This is a genomic window from Streptomyces sp. NPDC111516, from assembly GCF_055635345.1.
Genome location: NZ_JBVKBV010000037.1, coordinates 15643 through 39454, shown reverse-complemented (window position 1 = coordinate 39454; position 23812 = coordinate 15643). Strand labels below are relative to the sequence as shown.

The 23812-nt window shown below is 67.6% G+C and carries 20 protein-coding genes and 6 pseudogenes; 13 read left to right on the top strand and 13 right to left on the bottom strand.

What is annotated here, in order from left to right; all coding sequences use genetic code 11:
• Window positions 1-324: pseudogene (locus ACZ7L9_RS35900) on the bottom strand (permease); the annotation flags it as partial.
• A gap of 45 nt (window positions 325-369) precedes the next feature.
• Between ACZ7L9_RS35900 and ACZ7L9_RS35895 the strand changes: the two are divergent.
• Window positions 370-498 (top strand): hypothetical protein, encoded by a 129-nt coding sequence (locus ACZ7L9_RS35895; RefSeq protein WP_471421720.1) that lies wholly within the window; start codon window positions 370-372, stop codon window positions 496-498.
• Window positions 499-661: 163 nt separating this feature from the next.
• Here ACZ7L9_RS35895 and ACZ7L9_RS35890 read toward each other — a convergent pair whose 3' ends face one another.
• Complete coding sequence (locus ACZ7L9_RS35890) at window positions 662-1843, bottom strand: GTP-binding protein (protein ID WP_471421719.1); 1182 nt, start codon at window positions 1841-1843, stop codon at window positions 662-664.
• A gap of 6 nt (window positions 1844-1849) precedes the next feature.
• A complete protein-coding gene (gene rpmF / locus ACZ7L9_RS35885) occupies window positions 1850-2020 on the bottom strand; it encodes a 50S ribosomal protein L32 (RefSeq protein WP_471421718.1) in 171 nt (56 codons plus the stop codon).
• 818 nt (window positions 2021-2838) lie between these two features.
• Between rpmF and ACZ7L9_RS35880 the strand changes: the two genes are divergently transcribed.
• Entirely contained in the window at window positions 2839-3279 is a 441-nt protein-coding gene (locus ACZ7L9_RS35880) for a VOC family protein (RefSeq protein WP_471421717.1), read from the top strand.
• Window positions 3280-3672: 393 nt separating this feature from the next.
• Here the strand turns inward: ACZ7L9_RS35880 and ACZ7L9_RS35875 are convergent, their stop codons facing one another.
• A complete protein-coding gene (locus ACZ7L9_RS35875) occupies window positions 3673-3900 on the bottom strand; it encodes a hypothetical protein (protein WP_471421716.1) in 228 nt (75 codons plus the stop codon).
• A 474-nt stretch (window positions 3901-4374) separates the two neighbouring features.
• Between ACZ7L9_RS35875 and ACZ7L9_RS35870 the strand changes: the two genes are divergently transcribed.
• Window positions 4375-8802, top strand: coding sequence for a S8 family serine peptidase (locus ACZ7L9_RS35870; protein ID WP_471421715.1), 4428 nt, complete (start codon window positions 4375-4377; stop codon window positions 8800-8802).
• Between the two features lie 69 nt (window positions 8803-8871).
• Here the strand turns inward: ACZ7L9_RS35870 and ACZ7L9_RS35865 are convergent, their stop codons facing one another.
• Complete coding sequence (locus tag ACZ7L9_RS35865; RefSeq protein ID WP_471421714.1) at window positions 8872-9882, bottom strand: helix-turn-helix transcriptional regulator; 1011 nt, start codon at window positions 9880-9882, stop codon at window positions 8872-8874.
• Window positions 9883-9970: 88 nt separating this feature from the next.
• On the opposite strand from ACZ7L9_RS35865, the pseudogene ACZ7L9_RS35860 reads away from it, so the two are divergent.
• Window positions 9971-10192: pseudogene (locus tag ACZ7L9_RS35860) on the top strand (hypothetical protein); the annotation flags it as partial.
• Here the strand turns inward: ACZ7L9_RS35860 and ACZ7L9_RS35855 are convergent.
• Together ACZ7L9_RS35855 and ACZ7L9_RS35850 are read right to left on the bottom strand one after the other, a co-directional pair.
• Window positions 10099-10534: pseudogene (locus ACZ7L9_RS35855) on the bottom strand (helix-turn-helix domain-containing protein); the annotation flags it as partial. The pseudogenes ACZ7L9_RS35860 and ACZ7L9_RS35855 overlap by 94 nt on opposite strands.
• 247 nt (window positions 10535-10781) lie before the next feature.
• A complete protein-coding gene (locus ACZ7L9_RS35850; protein ID WP_471421713.1) occupies window positions 10782-11405 on the bottom strand; it encodes a DJ-1/PfpI family protein in 624 nt (207 codons plus the stop codon).
• Window positions 11406-11493: 88 nt separating this feature from the next.
• Here ACZ7L9_RS35850 and ACZ7L9_RS35845 point away from each other — a divergent pair, with 88 nt between their 5' ends.
• From ACZ7L9_RS35845 to ACZ7L9_RS35820, 6 genes and pseudogenes are all read left to right on the top strand, one after another.
• A complete protein-coding gene (locus ACZ7L9_RS35845; protein WP_471421712.1) occupies window positions 11494-12831 on the top strand; it encodes an aminotransferase-like domain-containing protein in 1338 nt (445 codons plus the stop codon).
• A 188-nt stretch (window positions 12832-13019) separates the two neighbouring features.
• Window positions 13020-13133: pseudogene (locus tag ACZ7L9_RS35840) on the top strand (IS5/IS1182 family transposase); the annotation flags it as partial.
• Between the two features lie 539 nt (window positions 13134-13672).
• A complete protein-coding gene (locus ACZ7L9_RS35835) occupies window positions 13673-13957 on the top strand; it encodes a type II toxin-antitoxin system Phd/YefM family antitoxin (RefSeq protein ID WP_471421711.1) in 285 nt (94 codons plus the stop codon).
• 128 nt (window positions 13958-14085) lie between these two features.
• Window positions 14086-14273 (top strand): annotated as a pseudogene (locus ACZ7L9_RS35830) (urease accessory protein UreG); the annotation flags it as partial.
• A 65-nt stretch (window positions 14274-14338) separates the two neighbouring features.
• Window positions 14339-14560 (top strand): annotated as a pseudogene (locus ACZ7L9_RS35825) (urease accessory protein UreD); the annotation flags it as partial.
• 157 nt (window positions 14561-14717) lie between these two features.
• Complete coding sequence (locus ACZ7L9_RS35820) at window positions 14718-16295, top strand: alpha/beta hydrolase (protein WP_471421710.1); 1578 nt, start codon at window positions 14718-14720, stop codon at window positions 16293-16295.
• An 83-nt stretch (window positions 16296-16378) separates the two neighbouring features.
• Here ACZ7L9_RS35820 and ACZ7L9_RS35815 read toward each other — a convergent pair whose 3' ends face one another.
• The 3 genes from ACZ7L9_RS35815 to ACZ7L9_RS35805 all read right to left on the bottom strand — a co-directional run bounded on the left by ACZ7L9_RS35815 (window position 16379) and on the right by ACZ7L9_RS35805 (window position 18867).
• Window positions 16379-17428, bottom strand: a complete 1050-nt coding sequence (locus tag ACZ7L9_RS35815) for an NAD-dependent epimerase/dehydratase family protein (protein ID WP_471421709.1) — start codon at window positions 17426-17428, stop codon at window positions 16379-16381.
• 64 nt (window positions 17429-17492) lie between these two features.
• Window positions 17493-18221, bottom strand: a complete 729-nt coding sequence (locus tag ACZ7L9_RS35810; protein WP_471421708.1) for a lysophospholipid acyltransferase family protein — start codon at window positions 18219-18221, stop codon at window positions 17493-17495.
• Window positions 18222-18600: 379 nt separating this feature from the next.
• Complete coding sequence (locus ACZ7L9_RS35805; RefSeq protein WP_389994397.1) at window positions 18601-18867, bottom strand: GlsB/YeaQ/YmgE family stress response membrane protein; 267 nt, start codon at window positions 18865-18867, stop codon at window positions 18601-18603.
• Window positions 18868-19102: 235 nt separating this feature from the next.
• Here ACZ7L9_RS35805 and ACZ7L9_RS35800 point away from each other — a divergent pair, with 235 nt between their 5' ends.
• On the top strand, window positions 19103-19480 hold the full coding sequence (locus ACZ7L9_RS35800) for an ArsR/SmtB family transcription factor (RefSeq protein WP_471421707.1): 378 nt from the start codon (window positions 19103-19105) through the stop codon (window positions 19478-19480).
• Window positions 19481-19597: 117 nt separating this feature from the next.
• Here ACZ7L9_RS35800 and ACZ7L9_RS35795 read toward each other — a convergent pair whose 3' ends face one another.
• Window positions 19598-21121 carry an LCP family protein gene (locus tag ACZ7L9_RS35795; RefSeq protein ID WP_471421706.1) on the bottom strand — a complete coding sequence of 508 codons (1524 nt, stop codon included), beginning with the start codon at window positions 21119-21121 and terminating at the stop codon, window positions 19598-19600.
• A gap of 145 nt (window positions 21122-21266) precedes the next feature.
• Between ACZ7L9_RS35795 and tatA the strand changes: the two genes are divergently transcribed.
• Window positions 21267-21542 carry a Sec-independent protein translocase subunit TatA gene (gene tatA / locus ACZ7L9_RS35790; protein ID WP_471421705.1) on the top strand — a complete coding sequence of 92 codons (276 nt, stop codon included), beginning with the start codon at window positions 21267-21269 and terminating at the stop codon, window positions 21540-21542.
• A 19-nt stretch (window positions 21543-21561) separates the two neighbouring features.
• Here the strand turns inward: tatA and ACZ7L9_RS35785 are convergent, their stop codons facing one another.
• On the bottom strand, window positions 21562-21792 hold the full coding sequence (locus ACZ7L9_RS35785) for a hypothetical protein (RefSeq protein WP_471421704.1): 231 nt from the start codon (window positions 21790-21792) through the stop codon (window positions 21562-21564).
• A 108-nt stretch (window positions 21793-21900) separates the two neighbouring features.
• Here ACZ7L9_RS35785 and ACZ7L9_RS35780 point away from each other — a divergent pair, with 108 nt between their 5' ends.
• A complete protein-coding gene (locus tag ACZ7L9_RS35780; RefSeq protein ID WP_471421703.1) occupies window positions 21901-22479 on the top strand; it encodes a TerD family protein in 579 nt (192 codons plus the stop codon).
• Between the two features lie 142 nt (window positions 22480-22621).
• Here the strand turns inward: ACZ7L9_RS35780 and ACZ7L9_RS35775 are convergent, their stop codons facing one another.
• Window positions 22622-23509, bottom strand: coding sequence for a serine hydrolase (locus ACZ7L9_RS35775; RefSeq protein ID WP_471421702.1), 888 nt, complete (start codon window positions 23507-23509; stop codon window positions 22622-22624).
• Window positions 23510-23812 lie beyond the last annotated feature (303 nt).

The window sequence follows — 23812 nt, the reverse complement described above, 5'->3', positions numbered from 1 at the left end:
AAAACCCAACACCGTTCGTCTGGACCAAGACGGCCGAGGAGATCCTCGACTCCCTCGCCCGCTTCTGTCGACGGATCTCCGGCGCAGGACACTAGTACCATCTCGGGGCTGCCGCCGAAGGCGACCGCCGTCGATACGGCCACGATCGGGGTTGACGGCCGGTGCCGACAGGAGGAACGCGAAGGCCGCGGCCGACGGCACCCCGCGCCGGATGAGGCTGCCCGCCACCGGAACCGACGCGCATTCGTACCCCGGAAGAACGACGCCCGCGGCGCTGGCCACCGGGACGGCCAGCGCGGGACGTCGCGGTAGTGCCTTGGTGAACGTGTTCGTACGGGGAGCGGCGCAACGAAATCGTCTTCACTGGGGGTGGACATCGACGAGCAAGTCATCCGTCTCGCCCTGGAGGGCGCTCTGCTGACCGATGACGAGCTTTCGGAGGGCAGGGAGGCGTGGGCCGCCGTCCCGAACCCGTTGCTCAGCAACGACCAGGGATGAGACCAGAGGCGATGGGAGGCCCGGACGACCCTGCCGTGCTCCCACCCGCATGCGCACGGATGGTCCCCTGCCCTCCGGGAGCACCGGCGGGCAGGGGACCATCCGCTGGAGGAAGACCGGGCCGGACGATGCCGTGGCTGCGACCACCGTCCGGCCCGGAGTCTCAGGCGTGCACCGTCGCCGGGAGCGGCTCCGGGTGGTCGTGCTCACAGGCGTCGTCAATGCCGTAGGTGTCCCACACCGGGAACGGATCGGCCGCGGGCCGCGCCTCCCCTTCATGCATCAGGCACGCGGTCAGGGCCTCGTGGAGGGCTTCCGCGCGCAGCTCCGTACCGATGAACACCAGTTCCTGGCCCTGGGTGGTGCTGAGGTCGCGAGCGCCGGACGGCTCGAACCGGGCCACGGAACCCGCCTGTGACCAGAGCCCGGTGACGTTCGGCCGGCTGGACAGCCAGAAGAATCCCTTGGAACGCAGAACCTGGCCGTACCGGCCGCTGTCGAGCTCCTCGGTGACGAAGGTCCACAGGCGGTCGGAGTGGAAGGGCCGGTCCGAGCGGAAGACGGTGCTGGAGATCCCGTACTCCTCGGTCTCCGGCATGTGGTCCCCGTTCAGTTCCCGAACCCAGCCGGGGGCCTGCTGGGCCCGTTCCAGGTCGAAGAGACCGGTGCCGAGGACATCGGACAGCTCCACGCGCCCACGGCTGACGGGGACGATCCGGGCGACCGGGTTGAGACGGTTCAGCCCGGCGATGAGCTGCTTGCGCCGCTGCTCGTCGACCAGGTCCAGCTTGTTCAGCACGATGACGTCGGCGAATTCGATCTGGTCCATGAGCAGGTCGCTGACCGTGCGCTCGTCGTCCTCGTACTGGTCGAGTCCTCGCTCGGCGAGCCCGTCACCCCTCGCCAGTTCCGGAAGGAAGTTGGCCGCGTCGACCACGGTGACCATGGTGTCGAGCCGGGCGAGGTCGCCCAGCGTGGCGCCGTCGTCGCGAGGGAAGGAGAAGGTCGCGGCCACCGGCATTGGTTCCGAGATGCCGCTGGACTCGATGAGCAGGTGGTCGAAGCGCCCCTCACGGGCGAGACGGTCCACCTCCTCGAGCAGGTCGTCGCGGAGGGTGCAGCAGATGCACCCGTTGGTCATCTCGACCAGGCGTTCCTCGGTGCGCGACAGTGCGGCCTCGCCGCCCCGCACCAGTGCCGCGTCGATGTTGACCTCGCTCATGTCATTGACGATCACCGCGACCCGCAGGCCCTCGCGGTTTCCGAGGACATGGTTCAGCAGGGTGGTCTTCCCGGCACCCAGGAACCCGGAGAGGACGGTGACGGGCAGGAGGTCCTGCGTCATGAAGGATCAGTCCTCGGGGTGCAGGAGCCCGCGCTCGACAGCTTTCACCAGTCGCTGCGGCACCCGGTAGACGGAACCGTCGACGGTGACCGGTACGAGCTGAGGCGTCGTCGCTTTCCACTGCGCGCGACGGTGCCGGGTGTTGCTGCGGGACATCTTCCGCTTCGGGACTGCCATGAGGGGCCTCCTGGATCGTGTTTGGCTCGCACGCTATATGAAAACGATAGTCAATACCAAATGGATGGGCCGAAGTGTGGTAGCACGCCCGTCGTTCCCTGGGACTCAAGTAGCCGCTGCCGGAGAACACGGGGTATGCCTCGCCGCCCCTTATGGTGATGACGAGGTCCGACTCACGTACCGCGTCGGTTGGATGCCTCACTCTGCGAGGCGTGCAACACCCGCTCGCCTGCCCGAATCTCCACGGGCCGGGCTCCGCGCGCTTCTTTGCCTCCCTGCGGCCGGTCCTCGCAGTCGTGAGCGATCCGCCCTTGCTCCACCAAGCGTTCACTATCGTCGTGGTGCGTCGGCATCCGCCACGAGTTCACGTCTCGGTACCACGCCGTCGTGACGCTCGTTTGACGCTCCGGCCCCTCCGGGTCACGTCGACCTAGCCCTGAAATTGCCCCCGACCGGAAAACTCCACGGTCAGGTGGGCATGGCGAAGTAGCCTCCGGTGGCGTGTGCTGAGAGCCTCGAGTGCTGTCAGGCGGCTGCCGGGGTGAGGGTGACGTCGTGGCCGAGGCGTTGCGACCAGCGGCGCGTTTGAAAAGCGGGGACGGCACGCTGCGGCTGATCGTCTTCATGGGAGCGGCCACCCGCGCCGCACTCACCCTCGGTGGTGGCGCCTGGCTCGCGGGTCTGCTGTAGCGGTGCTGAGGCGCGATCCAGATTTTTCGGAGTTCGGCGGTCTGCGGATGTCGAGAACGTGCCACCGGCTCCGTCCCAGGGGCATCAGCGGTCACCACCGGCCGCACGAGGAAGAAGGAGAAACCAGCATGGCGATTCAGCGGATGGACAACGTCGGCATCGTCGTCGAGGACATGGATGCCGCCATCGCGTTCTTCGTGGAACTCGGTATGGAGCTGGAGGGCAGGGCGGAAGTCGAGGGCCCCTTCGCCGACCAGTGCACCGGACTCGACGGCGTCCGCTGTGACATCGCGGTGGTCCGGACCCCGGACGGTCACAGCCGGCTCGAGCTGGCGAAGTACCGCAGCCCCGCGGTGATCAGCGCCGGGCCGCGCAACCGGCCGCACAACATCCTGGGCACGCACCGTGTCATGTTCGCCGTCGACGACATTGAGGACACCGTTGCCCGCCTGCGCCCTCACGGCGCCGAACTCGTCGGCGAGATCGCCCGGTTCGAGGACAGCTATCTGCTCTGCTACATCCGCGGCCCGGAGGGCATCATCGTCGGACTGGCCGAGCAACTGCGCTGAGAAGGAGGAACCGAACCATGCAGCCGGAGATCCTTCCCAGGAGGCAGGCATCACACGCGGGGTGGCGTTCTCGGCCAGGAGAGTGGCGATCACGGTGGCGGCGGCGTCGAGTTGGTGCTGCAGTTTGCGGCGATCCTCGTTGGCCTTGCGGAGCTTCTGGCGGAGCTCGGTGAGTTCGAGGCGCGCTGCCGGGCGAGTGAGGCGGCTGGGCTCGCTGCCGTGCGGGCGTTCCACTCGGCCAGGATCTTGGTGGCCCGGTTCATGGTGGCGCGGCTGACGCCGGACTCGAACGCTTCCAGCTGCTCCCTCAACCCATATACATGCAACCGCAGTTCGGCCACCGTTCCCGGATCGCCGACTTGCGCCGCTCCAGCTCCTCAAGCAGGGAGACCATCAACCCACCCCTTCACCCGAGAAGGTAGGAGCGATCAGCACCCTCCACCAGCCCGCTCGCACGAAACGCCGGCTCAGCCAGTCCCTCGAAGTGAACTGGACCCGGTCGAGGTTCAGCTGGCGGGCGACGGTGGTGACCGCGCCGTATGCCTTGACGGTGCGGGCGTCTGCGACGCGCTGGACGACGGCGTTGATCAGGTCTGGAGAGTATCCGCGAGGAAAGGCCATGAGATCCGATGTGCCGGTTGCTGGCGGTAGATGTCACCGGTCGGGGTGTGTAGCCGTAGCGGGCGGAACCTTCTGTCGCAGCCACCCACCCGGCTGAACCAGCTCACGTTGGCGGAGTCGCACCAAGGCGAAACTTCGCCACCAGGTTGACACCGTCGCCGACTGCGCAGCCGCAACCGTCCGTGTTGCCACGGTGCGAACCAGCGGACGGTGCGCTCCACCAGACATGTGGATGCGCGGAATGCGTGGATGAACTGCTGGGTTCTGCGCGAGCAATCCGCACCGATGGCGGGTGCTGAGGGACCTCGCCGGCCTGGTCGACCGACTGGGAGCGGTGGGTCTGCGCCGACTGTGGCGGCATTCAGCCATGGCGAACATCCGCCCCACTCGGTCCGTTGATCCTGCTCGGACCCAACTGCGAGATTGGCCAGGCGGCTCAGGTGTTCTCGTGTCTGCGGGCTTGGCCGCACGGTGATGTTTCACTCCTTGGTTAGGAGCACGATGAAACGAAGAAGACGAACAGGTGTGATTGCCGCGGCGTCGGCCGTGTTGATCGCCACGGCGCTGATTGCGCCTGCGGCCGCAGCTGCCGACACGACCAGCCCGACCAGCCCGACTGGCGTGAGCAAGGCCGAACCCGCTGATCCCGACGGGCCACAGGGGCCGGGTCGGTCTCCCGTTGCTGGGCTCGACGACCGGGCCGGGCGCGACGACCCGGATTCGATCTACAGGGCGGGGAAGACCGACGGGTTCCAGCCGCTGACCGACGATTCGCTGTCGGACACCGCGGCCGAGAAGCTGGGCAACGCCGACACCAGGCTGCTGCAGCAGGCGCAGGCGTCGAAGAAGAAGTCTGTCACGGTGTTGATGCTGGCCCGGAAGGGCGCGACCGAGGACGTCGTCGCCGCGGTGGAGAAGGCCGGCGGGACCGTCGGGTCGGTGACCGGAAAGGTCGGCTACGTCCGGGCGACCGTCCCGACCGACAGCGTGACCACCTTGGCCGGCCTTCGGTCGGTCGCGGCGATCGACCTGAACCGGACGTACAAGATCCCGGGTCCGGATCTGGGCGCCGCGGGTGCGAGGACGGCGGCAACGAAGGCCGCGGGGCCGACCGCGCCCGGCGCGAACACGCCCGCCGACAACCCGTACCTACCGATCAACGAGACCGGCGCCGAGGCCTTCGTCAAGGACAACCCGGCCTGGGACGGGCGCGGCACGGTCGTCGGCGTGCTGGACACCGGCGTCGACGTCGAGCATCCCGCGCTACAGACGACCAGCGACGGGAAGCCCAAGATTGTCGATTGGGTATCCGAGACCGATCCGGTCACCGACCGCGACGGCAGCTGGGTGCGGATGTCCACCACCAAGACGGGTCCGACGTTCAGCTACCTGGGCAAGACCTGGACGATCCCGGAGGGCACGTTCCAATTCGGCGTGTTCTACGAGAGTGCGACGGCCGGGAGCGACTTCGAGGGCGACCTCAACCGGGACGGCGACACCCTGGACTTCTACGGGGTTCTGTACGACCCGACCACACACAGGATCTGGGTCGACGGCAACAACAACCAGGACCTCACCGACGAGGCACCGATGGCCCCGTTCGCGGTCGACCGCCAGGTCGGCCACTTCGGGAGCGACGACCCCGCAACACCGCAGAACGAGCGCATCCCGTTCGTCGTCGAGTACCGCGACGACGTCGATCTCTCCCCGCTCGGCGGCAGCAACGTCGGCAAGACCGCGAACTACGTGTCCATCGGGTTGCCGGTCGCCTCGCACGGCACCCACGTGGCGGGGATCACCGCCGGCACGTCGATGTTCGGCGGCCGGATGCACGGCGCCGCACCGGGCGCGCAGATCGTGTCCGCCCGCGCCTGCACCTGGGGCGGTGGCTGCACCCAGGCGGCACTGACCGAGGGCATGATCGACCTGGTCACCAATCGCCATGTCGACGTCGTCAACCTGTCCATCGGTGGGCTTCCCGCGTTGAACGACGGCTCCGACGTGATCGCCGCGCTCTACGACAAGCTGATCGACAACTACGGCGTCCAGATCATCATCGCCGCCGGCAACGACGGCCTCGGCACCAACACCGTCAGCTCGCCGTCCGTGGCGGGCAAGGCCATCTCGGTCGCCGCGTCCGTCAGCTCCGACACCTGGTGGGCCGACTACGGGTCGAAGGTCGCCACCAAGCAGGGCATCTTCGGCTTCTCCTCCCGCGGCCCCGCTGAGAACGGGGCGCTGGCGCCGCAGGTGTCCGCGCCCGGCGCCGCCACCTCCTCGATCCCGATGTGGCTGTCCGGTGAAGCCGTCCCAGAGGCCGGGTATTCGCTGCCGGCCGGGTACGGCATGGCCAACGGCACCTCCATGGCGGCCCCGCAGGTCGCCGGAGCGGCGGCGCTGCTGCTATCGGCCGCCAAGGCCCGTTCGCTGACGGTCAGTTCGTCGGCGCTGAAGACCGCCCTGACCGGCACCGCCGACCCGATCCCCGGCGTCCCGACCGTCGCGCAGGGCGCCGGCATCATCGACACCGTCGCGGCCTGGAAGCAGCTCAGCGCCGGCATCAACACCAATGAGCTCACTGTGTCGGCTCCCGTTTGCAGTTCGCTGTCCGGCATGCTCACGACTCCGAACACCGGCGTCGGCATCTACAACCGTTGTCTGCCAACGGATGGCGGCCAGGTGACCGGTGCGCAGAAGACCTACAAGGTCAGCGTCACCCGGACCAACGGTGCCGCCGGGAACGTCGTGCACCGGATCGGTTGGATCGGCAACGACGGCACGTTCAGCGCCCGCGCGGCAATGCCCCTGCAGCTCGGAACGGCGGCCGATATCACGGTCACCGCGACCGCGACGACCTCCGGCGTGCACAGCGCGATCCTGACCATTGATGACCCGGCGACGGGCGGCATCGACCAGTTCGTCGCCGTCACCGTGCTGGCGACCAAGCCGCTGGCCAAACCCGACTACGCGGTCACCAGTTCCGGCACGCTCGGCCGAACCGGAACCACCTCGCTGCTGGTGCCCGTTCCCAAGGGCGTCGAAGCACTGCAGCTGACCCTGGGCGGGCTCGCCGACGGCAGCCAGGTCCGCGCATTGCCCATCGACCCCGACGGCATGCCCGCGGACTCCAACGCCAGTTACCACTGCTACACCAACTACACCGACCCGGCGAAATGCAACGCCACCGCACGACCGGTGTACCGACCCAAACCCGGCATCTGGGAGTTCGTGATCGAGTCTCGCAGGACGTCTCCGGTCGAACAGAACCCGTACACAGCGACGGTTTCGCTGCAGGGCATGTCGTTCGATCCGGGGACCGTCACAGTCGACAAGGTGACGATGAACTCGCAGACGAAGGTCGGCTCGACGGGGACGAACACCTTTGGCCCCGCGATCGCCCACGTCGCAACTGGCGAGATCGGCGATGTCCGCAATTTGTTCTCGACGGTCTCGCAAGGCGAAACCACGGCCAACATGCTCTATGTTCCGCGTCGGACGACCCGGCTCGACGTGACGCTGACCCCCAGAGACGCTGCCGATCTGGACTTCTATGTGTATTTCAACGGCAGGCCGATAGGCCAGAGCACCACGACCGGGGACTCGCCCGAGCACATCGTCGTCGATGATCCACAGCCGGGTACGTACTTCATCGTGGTCGCGGGAGTCGCCGTGCCCGGAGACAACGTCACGTTCGACTACCACCAAGAGATGTACTCGAAGGGCCTCGGCACGATCACGCCGAAATCCGACGCGAAGTACACGGTTGCCACGGGCCAGTCGATGCCGGTCGACGGGGAAATGAGCGTCAGCGCTCGGCAGTTGACCAAGGACCCCATGGTCGGCCGGGTCCGAGTGGCCAACGAGTACGGCACGATCATCGGGGCGGCGGACGTCAAGATCGCCACTGTCGATGTCCCCAAACTCGATCTGGTCGCGTGGGACCGGCCATTCGTCGGCGCGGCTCTCAATGAGAGCGGCGTGGTCGCGGGAGACCGCCAGTACAACTCCAGGATGACGCCGACCACCTGGACGCCCGCCGACGGGTTCACCAACCTGGATCTCGCCGGGGGCAGGTCCGGATCGGCTCTGGACCTGAATGACGGCCAGATCGCCGTCGGTATCGCGACGGACAGTGCAGCGCATACTCTTCCCGCCCAATGGGCCAAGGACGGATCGCTCACCGTACTCGGCGTCCCGGATTGGCGGCCCTATTCCAGCGGCTACGCAACCGCCGTGAACAACAAGGCGGTGGTCACCGGATTCTCCCAAGCAATCGTCAAGGAGTCTGACGGCAAGAACCACCTCTACAGCGACGGGTTCGTGCGGACGCCGGATGGGAAGTTCAGCAAGCTGGCCCACCTGTCCTCGGATCCGACGGAAACCCAGCCGCGCGCCATCAACGATTCCGGAATGATCGTCGGAAACTCGCGCACCGATGGCCATGTGCCGCACGCGGTCACCTGGGATGCGACGTCAGGTGCTGTTCAGGATCTCGGCACGCTTCCGGGACAGTATTCGGCCCAGGCGCACGATGTGAACGCCTCCGGGACCATCGTGGGGACCAGCGGTGACGACGCGTTCGTATGGACCAAGGCCGGCGGAATGCAGCGCCTTGCCGACTACGGATACAACGCGACCGGCGAGAAAGTCACCGACGACGGGTGGATCCTCGGAACTGTCGAACTCTCCCCGGACTTCGCGGTGTCGGCGATGTGGGACCCGCAGGGACGGCTCTGGGATCTGTCCGGCATGGTGCCACTCTCTGCCGGTGACCGATTCACGCCGACCTACAGCTTCGGCATCAACAATCACCACCAGCTGATGCTCTACGGCGAGGGCGGCCCGAACGCCGCCTGGTCCAGCTCGGTGATGCTGAGGATCCCGGCAGGTCTGGGCAACTAGTGCTCCTTTCCCGGCGCCACCTCGTCCCGTCGAGCTACCGCAGTCGGTGGCTCGACGGGACGAAGGCGTTCAAAGCCAGCCCCGGTCCCGCGCGTGCCAGCCAAGCAACACCCGGGAATCGGTGTCGGCCAGATCCATCAGCCTGCGGACCCTGCGCTGCATGGTCCGCTGGCCGATCCCCAGTCGGGCAGCGACCGCGGCATCGGTGTACCCAGCCAGCAACAGCATCAGGACCTCCCGGTCCGCCGGGTCGGCGAGATCCTTCGGCGATGCCAGATTCGGATCGACCCTACGGCCGGGGGCTTCCCGCAGTTGCATGGCCGACCGCCACAGGCTCTCGAAGCTGAACACCAGACAGTCCAGCAGCCCCCCGGCGCGCACCACCGCGATCTCCGAGTGCGCGTGCCCACCCTCGTCGAGTTGCACGATCGCAATCGAATCGTCGACGATCAGCAGCTTCGCCGGTAACGACTGCACCATGCGGATCTCCTGACCCCGATCCAGGGAGGCGACCAGGTCCTTCTCCACGGCGGGCTCATCCAGCACGGTCCGTTCGATGATGATCCGCTCCCGCAGACCACGGCCGGCGACCTCGCGTTCGGTGTCGGTTTCGGAGATCCCGAAAACCGCGAACGGTGGTTTCGCGAACATCCGGAACTGCTCCTTGCCGGACAGCAACAGGCCATTGAGCCAGCTGCCGATCTCGCTGCGACCCCGAACGATCTCGATGCCGTTCGACAGCTGCACCTCGCGCGCCCTCCGGTACTCCTCCGCGAGCTCGTCGAGTGCCGTTCGGGCGGCCCTGACCTGCTGCTCGCGCTGTGCGACCATCCCCTCGAGCGCCAGCGACGGCGACACCGCCGAGATTCCTCCGCCGTCGGCCATGTCAACCAGGCCCACCTGCCGCAACGCACCGATCGCCGTTTCGATGTCCTCGACCGAGATCCCCAGCAGGCCGGCGAGATCCGGCCCGAGCGCCGGTCCGCCGGAGACCAACGCCCGATAGACCCGCTCGGCCGTCGCGTCGACATCGACCCCGATGAGTGAGCTCAGCGGGGAGGGGCGACTGGAGTCGGGCATGGCGCGAACTATACGTCCGTTACCGAAACGTCCGTTACCGAACTGCTGGGTGATAGGTGGGCTCCGTCAGATACATTCGCCGGGCGGTCAAGGCCGCGGCCACTTCCCCGACGAGCAGGCCGCTCTGAAGTGTGTCTACATGGCGATCATGTCCCTGGACCCCACCGGCAAGGGGCAGGCCTGCTGGACCATGCGCTGGAAGACCGCGCTGAACGCCCCGCGCAGTGCGGGCGAGATCCACAGCAGCCGTCCGGCCGGGTCGGTCACCACCTGCGTGTTCACCCCGTGCCGGCGGTGTTTGTGGGAGTAGTCGCCCCGGCCGTCGCCGATCCGGTCGCACTCAGCCAGGGTGCCGTCCAGCATGATGTAGTCGGGGTCGGCTTCGCGCAGGGCACGCAGCAGACCGGGCGCGCGGTCGGCGAGCAGGCCGATCACCGCGGCCGTGTAGGCGTGCGCGGTGCCGACGGAGATGCCGAAGCCGGCGGCGAGCTGGGCGAGGGGGGTCGTGTCGGCGCAGGTACACCAGGCCGACGAGAGCACGTTGGTGTGGCGGGAGCTTGCAGCGGCGGTCACCCTCGCGGGTGACGATGAGCATGGTGACCCACTCGACCAGGGCGTGGGGCAGATCGAGTGCGGCAGGAAAGGGAACCAACGGGGCTCCTGTGCCAGCGAGTTGAGACTTCGAACATTTCACTCAACGGCCCGGGAGCCTCGTGCGTTGCGCGCACCGACACCGTCACCCGATCAGTGGCCACGCTGAAAAAGGCTCAATCACTGGGCCAGTTGTAGGGCAGCGACTTCCCGTCGAAGCTAATGACGCCCGAGGGGTGCGGGCCGCGAGCGACCGGCCCGGCTGCCGGGGGCGGCTTCCTGGCCGGTCACTGTCTGCGACTCGTCGTTCAGACGAGCGCCGGTGTGGCAGCGGGCAAGTACGGGGTGATGTTGTGCCAGGCGCGCTCGATGTATTCCTCCTTCTCGCCGACCGGGGCGACATAGTGCAGCGCGCTTTCGGCGGCGTCGTTGTCCTCGAGGCGGGCGATGATCCAGGCGGCGAGGTAGTGCGAGGCCAGGCAGCCGCCAGCGGTCGCGATGTTGTCCTTGGCGTAGAAGGGCTGGTTGAGTACCTCGACGCCAGCGGCGACGACCCAGGGCTTGGTGATCAAGTCGGTGCAAGCGGGGATGTCGTTGAGCAGGCCGAGCTTGGCCAGCACGAGCGCGCCGGAGCACTGTGCCGCGATGAGTTGGCGCGAGGGGTCCAGGCGACGCAGGACGCTCATGATCGCCGGGTCTTCGACGACCTCGCGGGTGGCCACGCCACTGCCGACGATGACGGCGTCAGCGGTGCACGCCTCCTCAAGAGTGGACATCTGCTCGATGACCACTCCGTTCATCGACGTCACCTTGGGGCTTGGGGTGGCGATGGTGACGCGCCAGTCGTCGGTCTTGATGCGGTTGAGCACACCGAGCGCGATCAGAGAGTCGAGCTCGTTGTAACCCTCGAAGGTGAGGATGGCTATGTGCACGGCGGCTGTCCTTCCCGGTAGGTGGGTCTTGACCGTAAAGACCCACGAACAGGACAGTCGAAAAATTGTCATGCGTACAATCCGGTGCATGGCAGCTTCGCGGTACAAAACGCTGGTCGACGCGTTCGCATGCGACATCCGGACCGGGCGGCTCGCCGCGGGCGTGCGGCTGCCGACACACCGCGGGCTCGCCGCTCGTGAGGGCATCGCCGTGGTCACCGCGACCCGGGTGTACGCCGAGCTGGAAACGATGGGCCTGGTGAGCCGGGAACAGGGCCGCGGTACGTTCGTGCGCGACATCGCGGTTCCCGCCGGTCACGGCATCGATCAACAGGTCGTCGCCACGGATGCGGTCGACCTCAACTTCAACTATCCGTCGCTGCCTGGGCAAGCCGATCTCCTCCGGCAGGCACTGCGAGAGGTGGCCACCTCTGGTGATCTCGACTCGCTGCTGCGCTACCAACCACATCGAGGGCGTCCCCAGGACAGAGCCTCGATCGCGCGGCACCTGAGGCGTCGAGGAATCACCACTGACGCGGATCGGATCCTCATCGCCAACGGTGCGCAGCACGGCCTGGCGATCACTGTCATGGCCGCGCTCAACGTCGGCGACGTCGTCGCGGTCGACGCACTCACCTACCCGGGTTTCAAGGTGCTCGCGCGTGCCTTTCATCTCGACCTGGAACCCATACCCGTAACCGCCGACGGGCCGAATCTCGATGCCCTCGAGAAGCTGTGCGCGACGCGCCCTGTGCGCGCGATCTACACCATGCCCACCTTGCACAACCCTCTGGGCTGGGTCATGCCGGCACCTGACCGAACCCGCCTCATCGAGATCGCTCGACAGTACGGTCCGCTCCTCATCGAAGACGCCTCCTACGCTTACCTGGTGGAGGACTCGCCACCGCCCCTGGCTGCAATCGCGCCGGACATCACCGTCTACGTTTCGGGACTGTCCAAGAGCGTCGCCACCGGTCTCCGGGTCGGTTTCGTCGTTGCCCCGCCCTCAGCGGTGCCCTCGCTCGAACGCGCGATTCGGGCGACCACCTGGAACACTCCGGCCCTCACCACGGCGATTGTCTGCCGCTGGCTCGAGGACGGCACGGTGGACCACCTGGAAGCGCTGAAACGAGACGACGCCAGGACCCGCCAAGCACTCGCCAGACAAGAGCTGGCTGGCCTACCCCTCATCAGCCACCCCTCGTCCTACTTCACATGGCTGCCGCTGCCCGACGACGCACGCGCCGACCGCCTGACCGCCACCCTCGCGCGTCAGCACATCTCGGTATCCACGGCCGAGCCGTTCACCACCTCGATGCACACACCGCAAGCGATCCGCCTCGCTCTGGGCTCGACCGCTCTGGACAGTCTCCAGTCGACACTGCGTACAGTGCGACGAGTAGCCGTCGAGGACGCCTACGCTTGAACTCCCCTCGATCAGCCGATTCCTGCCCACCAGCGTCAGCGTGCGAAAGATCGTCGGCGCTGGAAGCCAGGGGAAAACCGGTAGGCATGCGATCCGAGACTGATGGGGAAATCACGGTTCTCAGACTGGTGACCGCTCGAGACGTTCACGAGCCGTACACCCCGGTGCCGCTCTTCGCAGGTCCGCTCGTGCCGCGCGCCGTCGCACGAATGAAGTCGTGGCGGATCTTCCGCAGCGTCCGGTACAGCCCGAATCGAATGTCGTCAATCGCCGCGGCCGTCCTCACCCTGGAGCGACAACGCTGCCACCAGCAATCGCAAGGGACAGGGCCCGTCCGTCGCCGGCATCTACCGAGCGCTTGCCGAACACGCCAAGCGCGAGGCATACCCCGTAGCCGCCGAGCGGGCCCACGCCGACTCACTCTCCGTGACTGAGCGTTACTCTGATTGCAGAGAGTTACTTGGTGCTTCGTGGCAGCTGCGGGAGAACAGGGCCGACGCGGCGACGGTGGCGGGCGCGGGCCGCGCTCCTTGTGCGGTCAGACCGAGGCTGCGCGCGCGGTGTCGGTCTCGGTGAGCCGCTCGCCGACGCCTTTGGGCCGGCCGGGAGACCTCACGGCCAGGACGTCTGGCTGCACTGGCCCGATTGCGTCATGTGTGGCGTCGACCCCCGCTGAGACCCGCCAGGATTTCAGGGCGACCAGAAAACTCTCTGTCTCACCTCGTCTCACACATCTCTCACGAACGAGAGCGCACGGGAGCAGGCGAGAGCCTCTGACCTGGACATTCTCTGTCGCCACGGACCACGGCGGACCAGGTGGACATTGCATAGGCTAGGGAGCATGGCCTACGAGATTCCGGTGACGCAAGCCCGAGCAGAGCTCGCCGAACTGATCAACCGCGTCGTCTACGGCGGCGAGCGAGTGGTCGTGACGCGGCACGGCAAGCCGCTCGTGGCGCTCGTTTCGGCCGCTGACCTGGAGCGACTCGAAAACGGTGGGGCGGCGGCCGAGGAGCAGGTGATCAGCTCGGTCTCCTCGATCGGCTCCTCCGTGTCCGCTCCCGGCGAACGGCGGCGCTTCGGCATCGCGGCGGAACACCGGGGGCATCCCGAGCCGGGCGCCTGAGCGCCGCGCCGACGGCCCGCAACGCGGAATCGCCGCGCGCCCCCGGCCATGGCCGGCTCCGGGGGAGCTGAGTCATGCCTGAACGGGCGTCAGGCTGCCAGGGACGGCTCCCGGCCGCCGGGCCCTGCGCCGCCCCCTGCCGGGCCCTGCACGACCAGCTCACCATCGCCGTGGTCACCCACGACATCTGCACCCGCGAGGACGCCGCCTTTCTGCTGCGCCGCGCCGTCCTGCCCGCCGAGCGCATCCAGGCCGTGGAGACCGGCGACTGCCGCACATCGCCATCCGGGACGGCGTTGTCGGAGTCATGAGCGCACCTCTTCACGGTGACCGGTTCGCCATTGAAACGCGGGTCGGGGACGGCGCCCGGCGCACCGTCGACTCGGCGGCAGCGACCATCGGGCCGTCGGCCAACTCCTTGTCGTGGACCCGTCGTTCGGCGAAAAATGGTGCCCCGGAGCACGCCTGCTGCGGCCGACCGCCGTGCTCACCCCGCTCGTCGGTCCGGGCGTGCTGGTGACAACGGTCGCCCCCGACGCGCGCCTGCTGCGCAGGGTCCTGGACGAGGCACTGAACGACGTACTCCACACCCCGGCAGGCTGAACACCGCTCAGCGGGACACCGATGTCCGGTTATCGATTCGGTAAAGAAGTGGGTGTGTGGACTGTTCCCAGGAACCTCACAGACGACAGGATCCGCGGGAGGTCCCGAATGAACCGCGCCGCCACCGGCGGCGCTTCAGATATGGGGGAGGTTCCACTTGAGACGCACAGCACTGCTCGGCTCGGCCGGCGCTCTGATCGCGGGCACGCTCATGGCGGGCGCGATATCCGCACCGGTGGCCACGGCCGAAAGCCATGACCGCCAAGGTTCCGAGGCGCATGGTGTCCAGCTCGCCGCGGCACGGGCGGCCACGTCCGGCATCGACTGGAAGGACTGTCCGGCCGACTGGGCCCTGGCCAAGCCGATCCAGTGCGGCTGGGTGACCGTGCCGCTCGACTACGCCAGGCCCGACGGCAAGCAGATCAAGCTCGCCGTCGACCGGCACGTCAGCACCGGCACGAAGGACGAGCGGCAGGGCGCCCTGCTCTACAACCCGGGGGGCCCCGGCGGTTCGGGGATGCGATTCCCGACCCGGATCACCAACAAGAACCCCCTCTGGACGAACACGGCGAAGGCATACGACTTCGTGGGCTTCGACCCGCGGGGCGTGGGCCACTCCGCGCCGATCTCCTGTGTCGATCCGCAGGAGTTCGTCAAGGCTCCGAAGGCCGATCCCGTACCCGACTCCGAGGCGGACAAGCGTGCCCAGCGCAAGCTCGCCGCCGAGTACGCGGACGGCTGTGCCGAACGCAGCGGCGAGATGCTGCCGCACATGACCACGCCGAACACCGCCCGCGACCTGGACGTCATCCGTGCCGCCCTCGGTGAGAAGAAGCTCAACTACCTGGGCGTCTCCTACGGCACCTATCTGGGCGCGGTCTACGGCACGCTCTTCCCGACCCACGTCCGCCGCATGGTCGTCGACAGTGTCGTCAACCCGGCGAAGGACAACATCTGGTACCAGTCCAACCTCAACCAGGACATCGCCTTCCAGGGGCGCTGGGACGACTGGAAGGCATGGGTAGCCAAGAACGACTCCGTCTTCCACATCGGCAACACCCCGGAGAAGGTCGAGCAGGAGTGGCTGAAGCTGCGCGCCTCGGCCAAGAAGAGTCCGATCGGTGGCGTCGTCGGACCCGCCGAGCTCATCGGTTTCTTCCAGAACGCGCCGTACTACGACTCCACTTGGGCACTCGTCGCCCGGACCTGGAGCGACTACCGCGCGGGCGACACCCAGGCGTTGGTCGACGCCGCGGGCCCCGACATGTCGGACCTCGCGGGGAACGCCTCCTCGGAGAACGGCAACGCCGTGTACACGGCCGTCGAGTGCGCGGACGCCAAGTGGCCCACCAGCTGGCAGAAGTGGGACCGCGACAACGCCAGGCTGCACAAGGACTACCCGTTCATGACCTGGGCCAACGCCTGGATGAACCTGCCCTGTGCGACCTGGTCGGCCAAGCAGCAGACCCCGGTGAACGTCAAGACCGGCAAGGGCTTGCCCCCGGTGCTGATCGTGCAGTCCACGCGTGACGCCGCCACCCCTTACCAGGGCGCCGTCGAACTGCACAAGCGCTTCGAGGGCTCGCGCCTCATCACCGAACGGGACGCCGGTTCGCACGGCGTCACCGGACTGGTCAACCCCTGCATCAACGAGCGGGTGGACACCTACCTGCTCACGGGCAGGACCGACCACAACGACGTGACGTGCGCCCCGCACGCCACACCCAAGCCGTAACGGTCGCACCCAGCGGTCACAAGTAACGGGAACGGGCGGCCTCGGAATCACCGGCCGCCCGTTCTCGCGTTACCGGCTCCGCCTCATGCCGTCCGGTCGTACGCTTCCAGCCAGGCGTCCTCCGCCGCGTAGTCGAAGAGCTTCTTCCCGTACGACCGGAGCATGGCGGGATAGGCCTCCGTCCAGTCCTTGCCCGCCAGTTGCGCGGCGATCCACTCGACCGTCTCCGGAAGCGACTCCGCGTAGCCGGTCACCGGCCGGTACCCGAGCTCCCGCTCGGCGGCCGTCATGTCGTACACGATGGGATGGGGGCAGCTCCACGGTGTCTCGCCGACCCCGTCCTCCCCGGGCGCGCCCGCCATCAGTGCGGTCTCGGTGCTCCGGCCGAGCACCGCGTCGACGGCCGCGCCGATCTCCGCGACTGTCGGCGCCTGCGGATCCCCGGCATTGAGCACCCGCGAACCCGGCCGCTCGGCGGCGAGCCGGATCAGCTCGGCCAGATTGGAGGAGTGAATCGGGTGGAAACGGGAGGTACCACCGTACGAGAGCACCCGTCGCTCCCGGCCGTCCAGGAGCCTCTTCACGAAGTACAGCTCGCGCGGGGAGCGGCAGTACGGCCCGTGAATCGCCCCCGCGCGCAACAGCGTCACCGGCAGTGCGTCCCCCGCCGCCAGCAGATGCTGCTCCAACTGGATCTTCCGCGTCCCGTAGGTGGCATCGCCGGCCGAAACGGTGCGCTGGGTCTCCGGGATCGGCACGGGGTGCCGGGGAAATCCATCGGGCTCGTCCTGCGTATCGAAACTGCGCCCCCGATCGTCCTCGTACACCGCACCGCTGGAGATGACCACCGCCGAGCCGATCCGGTCCGCGAGGCCGGTCAACTGCCGGGCGTGGTCGGCGCCGTACGCCACCATGTCGACCAGTACGTCACAACCGTCGCCCAGCGCGGCCGCCAGCGCCCCGTCCTCGTCCCGGTCGAGAGCCGTCGTGTGTACCGTGTCGTCCCACCGCGCGTCCCGGCCGCCGCCGCGGGAAGCGGCGGTCACCTCCCAGCCGTCCTCGACGAGCGCCCGCACGGCCGCTCGCCCGATCTGTCCCGTCGCTCCCAGGACCCATGCGTTTCCCTTGGTCATGAGAGGCACGCTAGGCCGGGACCGCGGCCCGGACCAGTGGAGTTCACCCTGCGCGGATCCGCCGTCAGCGTCGCAGTTTCGGGAACTTCTTCGACTGCCCGGCCTGCCTGGTCTGCTCGGCCTGCGCGGCCTTCACCTCGGCCGCGTACTCGTCGACGTACTCCTGGCCGGAGAGCGTGAGGATCGCGTACATGATCTCGTCGGTGACGGCCCGGATCGCCGCCTTCTGGTTCTCCAGACCGGCATAGCGGGAGAAGTCCAACGGCTCACCGAAGCGGATGGTGACCCGCTTGATGCGCGGAACGACCTGTCCCGGCGGCTGGATCTCGAACGTGCCGACCATCGCGCACGGCACCACCGGCACCTGCGCTCTGATCGCCATCACGGCTACGCCGACCTTGCCCTTGTAGAGCCTGCCGTCGTGCGAACGGGTGCCCTCCGGATAGATCCCCAGCAGCTCGCCCCTGCTCAGTACCCCGAGCCCTTCACGGATCGCCGCCTGCCCCGCGTCCTTGCCGGACCGGTCCACCGGAATCTGACCGATGCTGTGGAAGAACGCCGCGGTCAGCCGCCCCCTCACTCCCGGCCCGGTGAAGTACTCCGCCTTGGCGAGGAACGTGATGCGCCGTTTGAGGATCGCGGGCATCAGGAAATGGTCGGAGAACGACAGGTGGTTACCGGCGACGATGGCCGCGCCGTCCTCCGGGATGTGTTCCAGACCCTCGATCCTGGGACGGAAGAACAGCCGGAGAAGCGGCCCGAGAATGACGTATTTGAGCACGTAGTAGAACACGGGGCGGCTCCCAGCTCAGTCGGATCGGTTCCAGGGCTGCATTCTGCGAGGTCAGCACACATCTCAGGGGAGGACAGCCTAGGTGCAGTTGTCGTCCTGTGTGTCCGTCTTCGCGCGGGTCGATGCCGACCCGTGCCGCCTTTGGCGACAAGGCGTCACCTGGCGCGTCACCCGGACCCTGCCCCGATGTGTACTGCTTGCCGCGCCCGGCAGAGGTGGCGATGGGATTCCGCTTGGCAGAAGCCGAAGAGGCGCCATCTCTGTAGCGGGCGAGCAGCACGAGATGGTCGCCTCGACGGTCCGGAACGTTTCTGGTTTCTACAGCAACGTAGAAGCCGGAAAGGAGCGGGAGAAGCTCCGACGGAGGCCCGGACTTTCGTCAGTCCCGCGAGTTGCCGAAGAGGACGCGGTATCCGATGAGCAGGACCAGGGAGCCGCCGATCGCCGCGCCCCATGTGGTCAGGTCGAAGAAGTCGTTCTCCACGGGACGGTCGAGAAAGTGCGCCGAGAGCCAGCCGCCGACGAAGGCGCCGGCGATGCCGATGAGAGTGGTACCGATCAGGCCGCCGGGATCGCGCCCGGGGAGCAGGACCTTGGCGATGACTCCGGCGACAAGCCCGAGGATGATCCAGCTGATGATGCCCACGTTCGTTGTTCCTTTCTCGGACCGCGCCGGGCGGAGGCTCCCTCAGCCGACAGCGATGCATTGCTCGGTTGCGCAACCGTACAGATATGGGTGAAGACGCGGTGCGGGCGGCGCTGGTTGCGCCGGAACTCCTGGCGGCCCTTGGGCGTGGACCGGCTCATCGGCAGGTGGCCGACGTCGCTCGGGGTTCTGGATGGCGGTCTAAACTGAGAAGGTTCGAAAGCGACCCACGGAAATGGGAGGGACGACGGTGGCGACAGACGTCGACAGCTTCGAGGACCCACCTGCCGAGGTGCTCGCGGAGGCGGCCGCGGCCTTCGGACTGCTGGCGTCATCGGCGCGGCTGCACATCATGTGGACCCTGGCCCAGGGCGAGAGTGATGTGAGTGGACTCGCGGAGCGGGTGGGCGGCGCGCTGCCCGCCGTCAGCCAGCACCTGACGAAGCTGAAGCTCGCCGGTCTCGTGCGTTCCCGTCGCGAGGGTCGACGGATGGTCTACTTCGTGGACGACCCCGATATCGTGACCGTGGTGCGGCTGATGGTCGGCCAGTTGACCGCGCGAGCCGATGGTGCGTCCGCACCGGTGCGCGGGCTCCGCGGAACCGGCGCCTGAGACCTCTGAGAGGCCGGGCCTCTTGGTGCCCGACCCGCTGACCGTTCCGGTGCCGGGCAGAGCCCCTGAGGTCGGCGGGGTGCCGCAGGAACTGACCGCATTTCAGGTGCTGCGCGCTCAGCCGTAGGAGAGGTCGGCGCAGAGGTCGTCGTCGGCGGAGCGGGCACCGCCGGCCACTTCGGAGGGCAGGGAGGCCGGCTCATCGGAGGCGGTGGCTGCGGGGTTGTCCACGTAGTCCCGGCCGAGGATCACATGGATACCGGTCGCGGTGGCTGCCTGGAGTTCTGCGTCGGGGAAGAGACGGGCGACCGTCTTCGCCCGGTCCTGCTGCCCTGGTCCGTACTCGATCACTGTGGTGCTGTGGTCCTGGCTGCCGGCCGTGGCGGTGGCGGTGACGGTGAAGCCGTGGTCCTTGAGGGTCAGCGCCGCGTCGGCGGCGAGCCCGGTGACGGTGGTGCCGTTGTAGACGGCGACAGAGATGCCGTCCCCGGAGAGCGCTTCATCGGCACCTGCCGAGGGGGAGGCCGAGGCTGTCCCGTCCGGGTCTTTGCCGCTGGCGTCCTTGCCGTCGATGGTCCGGTCGACTTTCAGCGCGGCCCACAGGGCGTGGGCGTCCGGTTCGACGATTGCGACCCGCGCCCCCTGGTACCGCCAGGGAATGGTCACGAACTTGGTGTTGTGCAGGTCGATGTTCTCCATCGACATCGCGAAGGACAGCAGCTTGTCGGCTGATCCCAGGCCGGGGTCGACGGTCATGGACCGGGTTGCGGCGTCCGCGAGCGGCAGCAGCTTGGTGGGGGTGAGTCCGTCGCTCTTCACTTTCTTGATCAGGCTTGCGACGAAGGCTTGTTGGCGTTTGATGCGGCCTATGTCGGAGCCGTCGCCGATGCCGTGCCGAATGCGCACGTAGTCCAGTGCCTGCTGCCCCGCGACCTTCTGCTCGCCCTTGGCGAAGAGGAGTTTGCCGCGCGTGGTGCGGTTGGGATTGAGATCCCCTTGGTAGATGTCCTGCGGCAGACACACCTCGACGCCACCGACGACCTTGGTCAGCTCCGAGAAGCCCTTGAAGTCGACGACGACGGTGTGGTCGACACGTAGCCCGGTCAGCTTCTCGACGGTGTTCTGGGTGCAGGCCGGGTTGCCCTTGGCGGTCCGGCCCATGGAGTACGCCGCGTTGAACATGGTGTTGGTCTGCGTCTTGGACCAACTCCCGTCCGGGAGCCTGCAGGGTGGGATGTCGACAAGGGTGTCACGCGGGATGGACACAGCGACGGCGTGCTGGTGATCGGCGTAGATGTGGAGCAGGAAGGCGGTGTCGGAGCGGCCGACGTCGTTCTTGTCGCCGCCGCCCAGATCACTGTTCCCGCCGGTGCGCGCGTCCGAGCCGATGACCAGAACGTTCTCCCCCTTCGAGGCGGAGGCATCCGGCCGGTCGTCGGAGATACCGTCCGAGCTGAAGGTTTCGATGTTGCCGCTCAGCCGGAGGTAGACCCACCCCGCTCCTGCCGTCACCAGCACAAGCAGTGACAGAGCCATCACGAGCACGAGTCGCACCCGGCTGCGCTTGCGCCGCCGTCCGCGTACGGCGGATCGAGCGCCGCTGCGACGCGGGGGTGTCATTTGCTGGCGAGTGCCTGCCATGTATGCGCCCTCATCCGTCCGGTTGATACAGAGGGACGACTCGCCCCACCCCAAGGTTGTACAGTTGCGCAATGTAGCAAGTTTTGCTGTGGGGGCCACTCCTGAGTGCGCACCCTGGTCGATGAGGTGAAGGGCAGGGCGGGAAATGTTGCGTAATGGGCTGGAGCCTTGGCATCTGCTGATTGTGGCGATCGTCGTCATCGTGCTGTTCGGTTCGAAGAAACTGCCGGACACCGCTCGGGCGGTGGGGAAGTCGCTGCGCATCCTCAAGAGCGAGACCAAGGCCATGAAGGAGGATGGCGCATCGTCTCCCGCCGCCGATCCCGGCCCGTCCGTGCAGGTCGCGCCTTCGGTGATCCAGGCCGCGGGTGAGCCGGCTCCGGCCCGCCCGGCCACGGGAAACGACGGCGCCACCCGCTGAACCGCACGTGGCGGCGCCGTCAGGGGCTGGCGCCGTCGAAGCCGTACCTCAGCGGCTCGCTCCGCACCCGGGGATCCCGGCGATAGAGGTAGAGGGCCTCCACCCGCATGTCCCCGGGCGGGGAATCCAGTTGGCAGGGGTAGGTGACCTGTAGCACCGCGGGCCGGTCGGTGACCCGCATCCATGCTCCGTCCGCGGGGCCGCCTTCGAGCTTCGCGCGCTCCCAGCCCGTCAAGTCGTTCGTATCCATGCTCATACTTTAATTATTGCGCAAACTTTAAACTATTGTGAAACTCGTCACGCCCGGGGCTCGACCGCGGGCGCTGACACCACTCGACTATGGGGAGAAGCAGTACACATGGGCGTCACCCTCGCCAAGGGTCAGAACGTCGTCCTCAACCAGGACGGCACCCCGCTTGCGGACGTCACGGTCGGATTGGGCTGGGACGCCCAGCCGGTCGGCGCCGCCGACTTCGACCTCGACGCGTCCGCGATCATCTGCGGCCCTGAGATGAAGGTGATCTCAGACGAGCACTTCGTCTTCTACAACAACCTCATCAGCCCCGATGGTGCCGTTCGGCACACGGGCGACAACACGACCGGTGAAGGCGAGGGGGACGACGAACAGATCCTCGTCGACCTCGACGGGCTGGACGAGAAGGTGGGGCAGATCGTCTTCACGGTCTCCATCCACGACGCGGAGCGGCGTGGTCAGAGCTTCGGACAGGTCGGCGAAGCCTTCATCCGCGTTGTGGACAACCTCACCGGCCGCGAGATGTGCCGCTACGAACTCTCCTACGACGCCGCCGGTGAGACCGCAATGGTCTTCGGTGCCCTGTACCGCAGAGGGGGCGAGTGGAAGTTCCGCGCCATCGGCCAGGGCTACGCACAGGGACTGGCGGGGATCGCCGCCGACTACGGCGTGGATATCGCCTGAGCGGCGCGGTGCCGGGAAGGGCGCGCGTGGGCGAAGCACGGTCACGTGGCCCGGACCGGCACGACCGGGACGCCGGGTTCATGCACGTGCGGGGCTGATCCGCACGGGTGCGGCGATGGGGCGACGGCCCCGCGTGGCCCGGTCAGTGGCCCGCTGCCGCGGTCAGGTCGCGGTGAATGACGCGGGCCGCTCCTTCGATGGTGGCGACGCCGTAGTCCATGGTGCGGTTGCCGCTGGAGAGGACCACCACGCCGTAGTCGTGACCGCTTTCGGTGAAGGAGCCCACGCTGTGCACCCGCCATCCGTCGGTGGCGCGCGGCAGCCAGCCGTTCTTGACATGCACCTTTGCCGTCGCGGGCGATCCGGCGGGTACTCCCCACGTCTGGCCGGGGGTGACCCGATGCATCAGGTCGAGGGCGTAGGCGCGCGAGGCCGGCGTGAGTACGGAGTTCTCCGTCGTCAGCAACTGCATCAGCCGGAGCTGGTCGCCGGCGGTCGTCCGGGTGAGACCCCAGCTCGCACCCGCACCAGGAACGGTGTCCCGCATGCCGGCCAGGGTGAGGAACTCCTGGAACCCGGCGGCACCGATCTGGCGCCAGAGAGCGGAGGTCGAGTCGTTGTCCGACGTGGTGATCATTGCGGTGGTCAGTTCCACCTCCCGCGGAGTCAGCTTCCGGTGTGCCTCCTCGGCCTGCCTCAGCAGTGCTCCGAGCACCGAGACCTTTACGACACTGGCGGAGTCGAAGTGGGTGCCGGCCCTGAGCTCGCAGGTGGTCCGGGTGGTCCGGTCGTAGAGGGCCAGCGACGATGTTCCCTGCCGACTGTCGAGGGCACCGGCTATGTCGTGGGACAACGCGGCGGCCAGGCCCGGCTTCTCCGACGTGCAGACGACCTTCGAACCGCCCGCCATGGCACTGGCCGTGTCGGCGGAGGCCGGGGTGGCCAGGGCGAATGCGGTGAGCAATGAGCATGCGGCCAGGGCGGCGGCCAGACCGCGCCGAGCGCCGGACGATATGGGTGATCCGTACATGAAGGCTGTGTCCTGTCCCACGATGTGTCGGAGGTCGTCCCGCCGGACCTCGCCCTGGCCGGCTGAGAGTCGCGCTTCCGTCGCGTTTTGCTTGCAACCGCGCATTGAGGTGGGCCGCAGCAGGTTGCCGCCCTGGTATCCGTTCGGGCCGCGGAGATGTGATGAAGGGGGTCGGGGCTCAGCCGTACCGGATCGGATCCCCATTCATGGGCCAGGCCGACCCTACGCGCCCGGGAGGCAGCCGCGTTGAACACTTTGAGGGAAATGTCCGGTATGAGGGGACATGTCGTCATGTGATATTCG